Annotated in this window: 7 protein-coding genes; 3 read left to right on the forward strand and 4 right to left on the reverse strand. The window is 40.1% G+C overall.

Annotated features, from left to right (window positions below; genetic code table 11):
• Positions 1-158: 158 nt before the first annotated feature.
• On the reverse strand, positions 159-2,225 hold the full coding sequence (locus KK060_RS10945; RefSeq protein ID WP_254153769.1) for a M13 family metallopeptidase: 2,067 nt from the start codon (positions 2,223-2,225) through the stop codon (positions 159-161).
• A 221-nt stretch (positions 2,226-2,446) separates the two neighbouring features.
• Here KK060_RS10945 and KK060_RS10950 point away from each other — a divergent pair, with 221 nt between their 5' ends.
• Positions 2,447-3,148 (forward strand): dihydrofolate reductase family protein, encoded by a 702-nt coding sequence (locus KK060_RS10950; protein WP_254153770.1) that lies wholly within the window; start codon positions 2,447-2,449, stop codon positions 3,146-3,148.
• Positions 3,149-3,236: 88 nt separating this feature from the next.
• Here KK060_RS10950 and KK060_RS10955 read toward each other — a convergent pair whose 3' ends face one another.
• Positions 3,237-4,571 (reverse strand): APC family permease, encoded by a 1,335-nt coding sequence (locus KK060_RS10955; RefSeq protein WP_254153771.1) that lies wholly within the window; start codon positions 4,569-4,571, stop codon positions 3,237-3,239.
• A 310-nt stretch (positions 4,572-4,881) separates the two neighbouring features.
• Here KK060_RS10955 and KK060_RS10960 point away from each other — a divergent pair, with 310 nt between their 5' ends.
• Complete coding sequence (locus KK060_RS10960) at positions 4,882-6,471, forward strand: ABC-F family ATP-binding cassette domain-containing protein (protein ID WP_254153772.1); 1,590 nt, start codon at positions 4,882-4,884, stop codon at positions 6,469-6,471.
• A 179-nt stretch (positions 6,472-6,650) separates the two neighbouring features.
• Here the strand turns inward: KK060_RS10960 and KK060_RS10965 are convergent, their stop codons facing one another.
• Entirely contained in the window at positions 6,651-9,074 is a 2,424-nt protein-coding gene (locus tag KK060_RS10965) for a TonB-dependent receptor (RefSeq protein WP_254153773.1), read from the reverse strand.
• A 517-nt stretch (positions 9,075-9,591) separates the two neighbouring features.
• Between KK060_RS10965 and KK060_RS10970 the strand changes: the two genes are divergently transcribed.
• Positions 9,592-10,386, forward strand: a complete 795-nt coding sequence (locus tag KK060_RS10970) for a hypothetical protein (RefSeq protein ID WP_254153774.1) — start codon at positions 9,592-9,594, stop codon at positions 10,384-10,386.
• A gap of 98 nt (positions 10,387-10,484) precedes the next feature.
• Here KK060_RS10970 and KK060_RS10975 read toward each other — a convergent pair.
• Positions 10,485-12,478, reverse strand: a 1,994-nt coding sequence (locus KK060_RS10975) for an ABC transporter permease (RefSeq protein WP_254153775.1), incomplete at its 5' end; no start/stop codon positions are given.

Genomic DNA, 12,478 nt, shown 5'->3' on the forward strand with positions numbered 1-12,478 from the left:
TTTCAATCCAGAATTATCAGTATGCAACGGCAACTTCTCTATAATCATTAAAAAGCAATGCCTTCATTAGGGAATTTAAGTTGTTATTCTATTCTCATAAAATGAAAAAGCTGGAGATGCTCCAGCTTTTTTTACTTAACTCTAAAGTCTACGCGTTATTACCATATTTTAACACGATCTTCAGGTTTTTTATAAAGTTTGTCTCCTGGTTTTACATTAAATGCCTTATACCACGCATCCATATTTACCGGAGCTCCTATTGTTCTATATTCTGATGGAGAGTGTGGGTCAGTAATAATTAGCTGCGCTACAGTTTCTGGTAATGTATTGGCTCTCCATACCTGAGCCCATGCCAGGAAGAAGCGTTGGTCCGGCGTAAAGCCATCAATCTTCTTATTTGATTTTCCCTGAGCTGTCATTTTAAACGCTTCATATGCAGCATTCAATCCACCAAGGTCACCAATGTTCTCTCCAAGCGTAAGTTTTCCATTTACATGCAGCGTATCCAATACGGTGTAAGCATCAAACTGTTCCTGTAGTTTCTTTGCACGTTCTTTAAATTTGGCAAGGTCTTCAGCCGTCCACCAATTGCGTAAGGTTCCATCTTTGTCGTACTGGCTACCTGAGTCATCAAAACCGTGAGAGATCTCGTGTCCGATTACTGCACCAATAGCACCATAGTTGAAGGCATCATCCGCGTCCGGATGGAAGAAAGGATATTGTAAAATACCTGCCGGAAAAACGATTTCATTGTTAACAGGATTATAGTAAGCATTCACAGTTGGAGGAGTCATTCCGAAGCGCTTCTTATCTACTGGCTTGCCAAGCTGGCTCACCATATCGTTATACGTCCATTGCCCTGCATTTCTTACATTCTGATAGAAAGTTTTGTTGGTAATTTCAAGGCCATCATACGTTTTCCATTTTTCAGGATAACCAATCTTAGGAGTAAACGCATGAAGTTTATCCAAAGCCTTTTGCTTGGTGACATCACTCATCCAATCCAGATTTTTAATACGGATCTCATAAGCTTTGATCAGGTTCTTGATCATTTCGTCCATACGCGCTTTCGCTGAAGGCTTGAAGTGTTTTTCAACATACAACTGTCCAAGTAACTCTCCTATAGTATTATCTGTAAGAGAAGACATTCTCTGCCAGCGTGGCGTTTGTACTTTCTGGCCATTAAGTGTTTGTGTAAAAGCAAAGTTAGCATCAACAAATGGCTTGCTTAGGTAAGGTGCTGCAGACTTCAATACATTCCATTGCAAGTAAGTTTGCCAATCATTTACAGGAGTATTTTTAAGAACGCTATCTGCTACTGCAAAGAATGCAGGAGCATTCACAAGAATACTATCTTGTCCACCAAGGTTTAATTTGCTTAATGTAGAGGCCCAGTTAAAAGAAGGTGTGTTCTTGCTAAAATCAGCAACACTAAATTTGTTGTACGTTTTATAAGGGTCGCGCATTTCTACACGACTCATTTGCGCCTGTGCAAGTCTTTTTTCCAATTTGAAAATAACTTCAGCCTTTTGCTTGGCTACATCTTCAGGTTGGCCTGCCAAAGTAAATAACGTAGTGATGTAGTTATTAAAGGCAGTCTGGATCTTCTTTGTTCTGGCATCGCTCTTCAGATAATAATCTCTATCGGGCAGCGAGGTACCACCTTGTGAAAGTTGGACAGCCATTGTTTGCGGATGCTTACGATCCTGACCAACGAAAACACCAAAAAGCGGACTTCCTATTCCTTTAGTTCGCTGGTTTATAATTTCATCCAATACTTCGCTTGTGCTTTTTACAGAACCTGCTCTTTCAAAATCTGGTCTTGCCGGGTTAAAGCCTTGTTGTTCTACCGTAGCGCTGTCCATTGCCGCAGTGTAAAAATCACCTACACGCTTTTTTACAGATCCGGCAGCAGCACTTTTATCTGCTGCAGATTCTTCTAAAATCTGGCGCACTGCCTTTACATTGAAGTCGCGTAAAATGGTGAAGCTTCCCCAACGGGTTTCTTTGCCGGGTACTGGATTATTTTGTAACCAAACACCACCAGCATATTTCATGAAGTCATCACCCGGCTTGGTGGTGAAATCCATGTTTACAGGATCAATAACTTTGGCTTTTGAAGACTCTTTTTGCGCAAACACCACAGCACTGGTAAATACCATGGCAGCAATAAGAGATGTGTTTTTTAAAGCAGTTTTGCATCTGCTGGTAAAAGAATACATCATAAAATAATTCATATTGTAACCCTAAAATTAAAGCTATGCTTTGTCAACTTGTTGATTTATTATGTAAATGGTTAATTATTGAAGTGGCTGCTTTGAACCTGATTTAACTACCCAAAATCGCATACTTGTTTCCTATTAAGTAAAAATCCTTTAGAATATAGTTGCGATTATTAAGCTGTTGCGTAAACTTGAGCTTCGCAATCTAAACTATTCATTTGTTCATGACGCCTTATGTTATATGCCACATGCTCGGATCTGTCGATGGCCGCATCAAACAAAATATATGGGGTCTTAAAGACCACCACAAGTATTTTGAAGAACCAGCATCTAAAATTAAAGCTGATGCATGGCTGGTAGGCCGCACTACAATGCAGGAATTTTCCAGTAAGAAAAACTATAAGACAGAGGCAGTTCGTGCTAACATCCCTAAAGAAGATTTTGTTGCAGAGCAACCGGTAAAAAAATATGCTGTTGTTATTGACCCTTCCGGCAAGTGCTATTGGGACACCAACATGGTATCTACAGAGCACGTAATCGAAGTATTATCTGAAAAAGTTTCCAGCAGATACCTTCATCATTTAAGGTCTAAGAATGTCTCCTACATCTTTGGTGGTAAAGATGAACTGAACCTTGATCTTGTTCTGAGAAAATTATACAAGCTCTTTAACATTAAAACAGTTAGAATAGATGGAGGAGGACACGTTAACGGATCTTTTCTTAAAGCAGGGCTTATTGACGAATTCAGTCTTGTGCTTGCTCCGCTGGCAGACGGAACCATAGGTGCCCCTACGGTATTTGAAGCTGAAGAAGGTTATGGAAGAAGAAAGGCAACGCACTTTACCCTTAAGTCTGTGAAAAGAATTTATAATGACTACTTATGGCTAAGATACCTGGTCGTAAAAAATAAAAAGGCACAACGGTAACCACAAATATGGCGGAAAGCTTTTAATCCTGATCAATATAGGATTGAAGGCTTTCATACCAATTAGTTGATTTCAATAGTAAAAGATCTTAATGGGTAAAGGGCCATTCCTTATTCACCTTTGCCTTAACAAAATAGATTACTATTCCTATAGCAATTACAGTGAGTCCCCCCGTGGCCATGTGTAGCCCTGTTGAAATAAGAATACTAATCCACATGATGATAGCGAGATAAACAGGTAATGGGAATAGCGGCATCTTATAAGAGAAACTAGTCTTCTCCGACCTTCTCAGTATTAGCAGACCGATTGCCTGGCCGATGAATTGAATTACTATTCGCATGGCCAGTATGGCACTTATTACATCACTTAATCTAAACAAAAGGCTGAATAAAAAGGCAATTGCTCCTAACACGAGCAGAGATACATACGGAAATTTCTTAGTTGGATGCACCCTTGCAAATACTTCAAAGAAGGCGCCATCCGCTGCAGCTGCATATGGAATTCTGCTATAACCTAAAGTAGCAGAAAACACGGAAGCAAATGCTACCAGCAAGATAAGACATGTTACTACTTTCGCAGCTGTTGGCCCTGCAAGCTCCTGCATGTAAAGGCTTATAACAAATTCGCTGTCTTTCGCCTTCTGCCATGGTATTACACTAACCACACTAACGTTCATCAACAGGTACAACACCGCTATACCTGCAATAGACAGAAACATACTTCTTGGAATATTTCTTGAAGGATTAACAATCTCTCCTCCTAAATGGCAAACATTGTAGTAGCCCAGGTAGCTATAAACACTTTTAACGGAAGCAAACCCAAGGGCAGTAACAAATCCGTAGTTAAGCGTAAGCCCGTCGTTAATATTTAGAATAGGAGCTATGAAATTACCATGCGTTACACCACCACCAATAATCCATAGCATCGTAAAGATTACAGCTCCCCACAGAAGAACACTTATCTTGCCAATGTCTTCAATTCTTCTAAACAGCAACCCGATGATAATAATAACCACACCTCCGCTCACAATTTTAGAAGTAACAGGTGTTAACGGAACCAGGTAAGAGAAATAACCTGCAAAACCAATTGCCGCAGACGCAATTACCAAAGGGGCCTGAATCATTGTTTGCCACACAAACAAAAAGCTCATAAGCTTGCCTATCCCGTTCTTACCATATGTCTCTTTAAGAAAATTGTAAGAACCGCCGGCTTTCGGAAACGCCGCCCCTAATTCACTCCAAATCATTGCATCTATTACTGACAATGCAGCACCTGCAAGCCATGCATACAAGAAATATGGGCCATTCATAATGCTAATAACCATAGGTAGTGTAATAAACGGCCCGATACCTACCATATCGGTCATGTTAATGGCTGTAGCCTGTACCAATCCCAATCGTCTTTCTAATTTATTTTCAGGCATAACCAAATCAACATTTAATTAACCGCAGCAATTATATCACTTCGCCGCATTGATACAATAATCAATCGAAATATTTCAATAAATTATTTAGAACCACTTTTCCATATTCCAACTTTCAAGGTAGCGTTAACGATTGAGAATATCACAACATGCTACAGCGCAGTTGTTGTTGTTGCAACATCCTGGAATTTTTATGTATTTTTGAATCGCAAATCCAACAACAGCTTCATGTAGCAGATAATTTCTTTTCGGGAAAAAATAAAGGAAGCCGCTCTGGCTTCTGTAGTTATTCATTTTAAAGAAAGAAATTATGCTTACAATTCAAGGTGTTACCTATATACATCCTAATGGAGATTTATTATTTGCTGATCTGAATCTCAGTATTAACAAACACGACAAGATCGCACTTATCGGAAACAATGGTTCTGGAAAGTCAACTCTTTTAAAAATTCTGGCAAGAGAATTACAACCCTCATCAGGTTTGGTTAGAGTAGAATCTACACCTTATCACATACCACAAATCTTTGGTCAGTTTAACAACTACGCCGTTTCACAGGCTCTTCAGATAGATGCCAAACTAGAGGCACTAAAAGAAATTCTGAAGGGCAATGCGACAGAACAAAACTTTGCTGTACTTGACAACGATTGGAATATCAAAGAACGATGTAAGGAAGCGTTGTCTTACTGGGGGCTTGAAGAAGTTGATCTAAATCAAAAGGTTGAGACACTAAGCGGTGGTCAGAAAACAAAAGTATTTCTAGCCGGCATCTCCATTCACCAGCCTGAAATTGTTCTTTTGGATGAGCCAAGTAATCATCTTGATAGTGCAAGCCGCGACATGTTGTATGGATTTATCCGATCAACAAAGCATACATTGATCATCGTCAGCCACGACAGAACTTTATTAAATCTTCTCAACTTAACATACGAACTCAATAAACACGGTATAACTGCTTATGGTGGCAATTACGATTTCTATCTTGAACAAAAAAATATTGAAATGAATGCACTGACGCAGGAGCTGAAGAATAAGGAGAAGGCAATCCGAAAAGCGAAAGAAGTAGAACGAACCACAATGGAAAGACAACAAAAATTGGATGCGCGTGGAAAGAAGAAGCAAGAAAAAGCGGGCCTGCCTACCATCATGATGAAAACATTTAAGAACAACGCAGAGAAAAGTACTTCCCGAATAAAAGGCATCCATGCAGAAAAGATTGATAATATTACCGATCAGTTAAGTCTGCTCCGAAAGGAGTTGCCAGATTTGGATAAAATGAAACTGGACCTCGACGACTCCTCTCTTCACAAAGGTAAAATACTGGTTACTGCAAGCGGTGTCAACTTTAAATATAATAGTAGATCACTATGGCCAGAAGGCCTGGACTTTCAATTAAGCAGTGGTGATCGTGTTGTTATCAAAGGCAGCAATGGCTCGGGAAAAACAACGTTAATTAAAATAATTTTAGGAGACCTTCAGCCCTCCGATGGAAGTATTGACAGGGTAAATGTTAAGGCCATCTATATTGATCAGGACTATTCACTCATTAATAGCAAGCTCACGGTTTACGAACAGGCACAGTGTTATAACTCAGGTCATTTACAAGAGCATGAGATAAAAATCCGCCTAAACAGGTTTCTATTTTCAAAAACAACGTGGGACAAACCGTGTGAAGCACTCAGCGGAGGCGAAAGAATGCGTCTGATGCTATGCTCTTTGACAATTAATAGCCAAACTCCTGATATCATAATATTAGATGAACCCACCAACAATCTTGACATTCAGAACATAGAAATATTAACAGCCGCAATTAATGAATACTTCGGAACACTCATCGTTGTGTCGCATGACGAGTATTTTATAAACGAGATAAATGTTAACAAGGCAATAATGTTAACTTGACCTCCAGGTTAACATTTCTTTAATACAGAGGGAAGAGAACTGTTTTAAGTGAGGAGACTGCGCGTTGCTCCTTAACGTATTTCTGTTACTACTTAATATTAAAAACAAAGAGGCTACCCTCTAAAGGCAACCTCTTGTTTTTCTACTATCCAATGGTTTATTCTTATTGCTTAATCTTTTTATCTAAACTTATATGAAAGGGTTCCGATAAACTGACGTGGCGGTATCGGGTTAATGCTGTAGCGATCATGCGCTATGTAGTTCAACTCGTTTGTTATATTAGATACTTTACCAAGGAAAGAAATCTTACGATATGTATATCCTATAGATAGATCAAGGGTTGTAAAGCCACTCAAGTCTAGCAGGCGGTTATACTCCGGTGTTTGCCCTACCTGGTTATTTCCACCTCCATAACGCTGACCGGTATAGAAAACAGAAGCACCTAGTTTAAGCCCGCGGACAATCGTGTTGTTAAACGTATAGAAGATAGAGCCGTTTGCAGTATGCGCAGGATTGTTGATCAAACGCTCACCTTCAACCTGCGAACCCTTAACGCCTGTTGTATTAGTATAGCGCATGTAGTTATAACCATAGCCAGCTATAAAATAGAAGTTTCTTGAGAAGTTACCACTAAAGTCTACTTCAACACCATCGCTGGTTGTTTCTCCGCTTAGCTCTTTTAGATTGTTGTTGGTGTTAGGATTTCCATTGGCATCAAACAAAGCAGTTTGTGCGAAATTGCTATTAATAATTTTGTATACACTCACATTGGCAGACAACTTCCCATTGAACAGATCATTCTTAACGCCTATTTCGTATTGATCAACTATTGAAGGCTTTAATGGATCTCCATAAATATCAGTACCTGTATTTACTGTGAAGTTATTGCTATAGCTAGCATAAGCAGAGATGTTTTCAATCGGCTGGAATATAAGCGCTGCTCTTGGCGAGAATGCCTTATCAACCTTTTCATCTGCAGTGCCTCTTCTCTCAACACCGCTTTCACGATTTAGAATATAAGTACGGAAAGCTTTCTGATACGACCATCTTAAACCTGCAAGCACTTTAAACTTCTTTGAAATGGTAATCATATCCTGTGCATATATTCCAAATCTTCTCTGCGGAGAAAGTGTACGGGCTGTGTCCTGGAAAGACGGCATGTCAGTACGCTCTACATATTTATTACGATCAAAAATATTAATTCTGTCGTACGCATTAGTAGCGGTACCGTTAGACATATATCTGAAAGTATTACTTTCAGTTTCTATATGCGTTAGATCAGTACCTACCAACAATTGGTGGCCCAGGAAAGCAGTTTTAAAATTACCATTTAAGTTTACTTGTCCCGTGTAATCATTCTCGCCAGATTTTACAGCAGTTAGCGTACGAGTATAATCACCGTTTGCTGCAATAGAGTTAGGAACGTTTACACCAAAACCATCTACTTCAGTATCCTGTGCAGAACCAATAACATTCAATCTCCAGCTATCGTTGAAACGGTGGTTTATGGTAAGCGTACCTGTAAGCTGTTCTGTTTTATTATAAGCCCATACTGCATTGATAAATCTTGAGCGTGGCGTGTTGGAAGGAATAACCATATCTATATTTTGATTAGGTACACCTACGCCGGCATCAGGAACAATATCTGATTTTAAATAGTCTGTCTGTAAAAGAATTTCTGTTTTATCACCAATCTTATAAAGCAATGACGGGTTTACATACGTGCGCTTGGCCTCAACTACATCGCGGAAGCTTTTAGAATCTTCATGCGTAGCTATTGCACGAAAGGCAAGGTTTTTAGAAATCGGTCCGTACACATCAACATTAGGTTTATAAAAGTCATAGCTCCCTGCCTGAAAAGATGCCTGGCCACCCCAGTCGAACTTGGGCTTCTTGGTAACCATATTAATGATCAAACCACCTGATACGTTTCCGTAAAGCAAAGCAGAACTTCCTTTTAAAACTTCAACAGATTCAAGGGTGCTGGCATCCGGGAAACCTTGGGTATTGGTAATCACTCCATTCTTAAAAATGCTACCGGCAGAGCCGGCAATACCAATGCTATAGCCGCGAGCTGAAAATGTTTCTGCAACACCCTGGCGCTGCTGCGTGAGTGATACACCGCTTACATTTTTAAGAACATCACCTAAACGAGTGGCCTGCTGATCTTGGATAACAACGCTATTTACTACCCCTACACTTTGCGGAAGGTCCAGCGGCTTAATAGCTGCTTTTCCAATTGAAACAGGAGTATTTTGAATATTAGATCCGCTAATTACTACCTCTGAAAGCTGCGTTGAATTTTCAGTAAGCGAAAAATCTGACGTAGTTGTTTCTCCGGCATTAACCGTAACAGATCTTTCCTCCGGAGCTAACCCTACTGATGTTACAACTAACGTATAAATACCTGGCTTTACATTTTTGATTTCATACTTGCCATCTTCGTCGCTGGTAGTCCCTTTATTATTTTCTTTCAAGCCAATGCTTACAAAGGCCGCAGGCTTACCATCACTGGTTTTCATGGTGCCGCGAATAGTACCATGTTGGGCAAAGCCCATAAAAGTGCAAGATAGAAGCAGGAAAAGCAGGTATAGGTGTTTCATTATTTAGAACGATTATAAACAGGCGCAAAGAAATGTTCTGTTTAGAATCATTCAAAATAAATGACGGCAAATATTTTCACATTTAACTGCAATCGTTGGCAATAAGTATTTATATAGTACTACCTAATGTACTAAGGCAACCTCCAAATCGACGATTTAACAAATTCTGCAATTGTTGGATGAGCCGTATTTAAGCCAGAGTTGAGCCGTACTTGAGCCGTATATGAGCCGGGTAAGCTTTGTTTTTATTGAAATTTGAGGCCTCACCCGGCTCACATACGGCTGATATATGGCTCAACCCCCAGTCATCTACCACTAAAACCTGAAAAGTGTTTTAAAAAAAGTTAAAGCTTTTTTTATCGTACAAACTGGTTGCACGATGCCCGCCTGCTTTTTATCCGGAACAGAGAAAAAATAAATGAAAAATTTTTACCGTTTTTTTTCACTGGGCAGGCTGGCTGCCTAGTGCGCCGCTAACATTGCATCAACAAACACAGTAACTAAATACAATAAATATATGTCAAAGCAGATTGGTTTAATCAAGTTGAAAGGGAACATGGGTGGTATCTCTTTCTTTCAGAGCGAAGGCAAGCACCTCGCCAAAATTTCTAACGGTCCGGATAAGGATAAGATCGCGAACGATCCGCGGTTTGAGCGAACGCGCGAGAACAACAGCGAATTTGGTGGCAGTGCTACAGCCTCAAAAGCGTTGCGAAGGGCGTTTGCTCCTGTTATCCACATGGCTGATGCAAGATTCTCTTCAAGGCTTACGGGAATCTTTAAGGAGATCAACAGCAAAGGTGATGGTATACGTGGTAAACGCCCCATCACACTTTCTGAACATCATGTGCAGCTTGTGAATATGGAGTTTAACATCAACCGCAGTTTTACAAGTTTGTTCACCGCTACCTTTGCGGCAACTAACGCAGCACAACGCACCAGTACATCCATCAATATTGATGATGTACTGATGAGAAAATCAGCGAAAGGTCCTGAAGGCTCAACCCACGTGATGTTTACCCAGGCGTTGGGTGTTGTTTCGGACTATGTGTATGACGAAAACCTGAAGCGCTATGCTCCTGTGGAGCCGTCCCTGGACGGGCTTAGTGTAATAACAGAAAGCGAATATATACCTGTAGATGGTAATGCTCCCGTTTCTGTTACACTTAATTCAGCATTGCCGGGCAACCCTGTGCTGAATGAGAATGTAAGTGTGATACAATGTATCGGTATAGAGTTCTTCCAACAGCTGAAGACGGCCTACTACCCCTTGTTGCAAGGCAGCGCGTTAAAGATTGTTAAGGTGTTTTAGTATTCAATTTTCAATTTGTATCAAAGCCTTCCTCGAGCGAGGAAGGCTTTTGTTATTTAACAATTCTTAATTGCTCTAAACACAAATCCGGCAAGTAATCACTCAGTACGTAGTGATTTAACAGGATTAGTTATTGCGGCGTGAAATGCTTGAACGCTTACTGTAAGCAGCGCAATGAATAGTGCAACTAATCCAGAAAGTGCGAAGATCCACCAAGACAGTTCTATTTTAAAAGCAAATCCTTGAAGCCATTGGTGCATAAAATAGCCTGCTACTGGCGCACCTATAACGAAGGCAATAAGAACAAGCTTTAGAAAATCCTGCGAAAGCAGACTTGCGATATTTGATACCGTAGCCCCAAGCACTTTCCGTATCCCAAACTCCTTCGTGCGCTGCTCAGCGGCAAACATTACAAGGCCAAGTAAACCCAAACATGAAATAAGGATGGCGAGGACAGCAAACACATTGGTTAATCTTGTTACAATTAACTCATTATTATAAAACTTCTCATACTCCTGGTCCACAAAGTGATAAGCAAAGGGAAAATTTGGGTTGATTTGTTTGTACACCTTCTCAAGACTTGCCAATGCCTCCTTAGTCTTTCCAGGTTCAGTTCGTACAACAATAACTCCAAAGTATTCATATTCCTTCACGTCAAGTATAAGTGGCTTTATCGGTTCATGAAGCGAAGCTGTATGATAATCTTTAACAACGCCAATAATACGGCCTTTCTTTTTCCAGGCGGAAATCCACCTGCCGATAGGATCTTTCATACCCATTTGCTTCACTGCCTCTTCATTTACAATGAAAGCATCAGCCGAGTCCGTTGCTGTTTCCTTCGAAAAGTCTCTGCCATCAATAAGTTTTAAGTCCATTATCTTTAAGAAATCAAAACCTACAGACATAGGCTTAAATCCTGATGCTACGCCATACTCCTTTCCTTCCCAATTGATTGCATCCCTTCTCTCCTTGAATTTTTCCTTTTCCTCATTTTGATCAACAACAAACTTCATGGCGTGCGGCATTTCGGTACTGCGGTCTACCATGGCTATACCTGGCATCCGTAAGGCCTCCTGTTTGAATAAGGAATATCTATTATAATTTTTTTGATTATCAGTATAGTTCATCAATTCCCCTTCAATCCGAATATAGATAAGGTTTTCCTTATCATAGCCGAGCTTGGCATTTTGGATATAATTTGTTTGCTGTGTAATTACAATTGTTACTATTAAAAGAACGATTGAGATCACGAACTGAAAAACAGACAAACCTTTCCTGAATAGTATGGCATTTAATGAAAATCGTAATGACCCTTTTAGAATACGTACTGGTTTGAGCGAAGAAAGAAACAATGCAGGATAACTACCTGAAACGAAACCAGTAAGCAGGATAAGTGCTAACAGTACAAGTAGTGTTTTCGGCTCGGCCAAAGGTGAAACAATTTGTTTACCTGTAAAGATATTAAAGGCAGGCAGTAATAAATGAACCAGAGTGATGGAGAGAACAAGAGCGAGGAATGATACAACAATGGACTCGCCTAAGAACTGTCCGATAAGACTTGCTCTTGAAGAGCCTACCACTTTTCTTATACCGATCTCCTTCGCGCGTTTTATGGATCGCGCTGTAGCCAAGTTCATAAAGTTAATACAAGCGATAAGCAGAATAAAAATGGCAACGCCGGTAAAAATCCTCACGTAAGTTATTCTGCCATCTGTTGGCTTTCCATCAACAAAGTTGCCAATAAGATATTGGTCACCAAAAGGCTGAAGACCGCATGTTACCTTTCTAGGATCGTTCTTGTCTAAATGTAACTTCATGAATCTATTGATCTTTTTCTCAACTTGGCGGATGTCTGCTCCGGGTTTTAGTTGTAGTGTAGCGAGGATTCTGTTGGAAGCCCAATCCAGTTGAGTAAGTTGTGCATGCCAGTTAATAAGAAAATCAAATTTTAGAGAGCTGTACGCAGGAACGTTCTCAAAAACTGCCGTGATAACAAAATCCAATCTGTTCTCATAGCGAATACTCTTACCGATCGCATCTTCAGGAGTTTTAAAAAACATTTCGGCCATCTTTCTCGAGATTGCAATACTAC

This window comes from Chryseosolibacter indicum, assembly GCF_018598585.1.
Lineage (GTDB): Bacteria > Bacteroidota > Bacteroidia > Cytophagales > Cyclobacteriaceae > Chryseosolibacter > Chryseosolibacter indicus.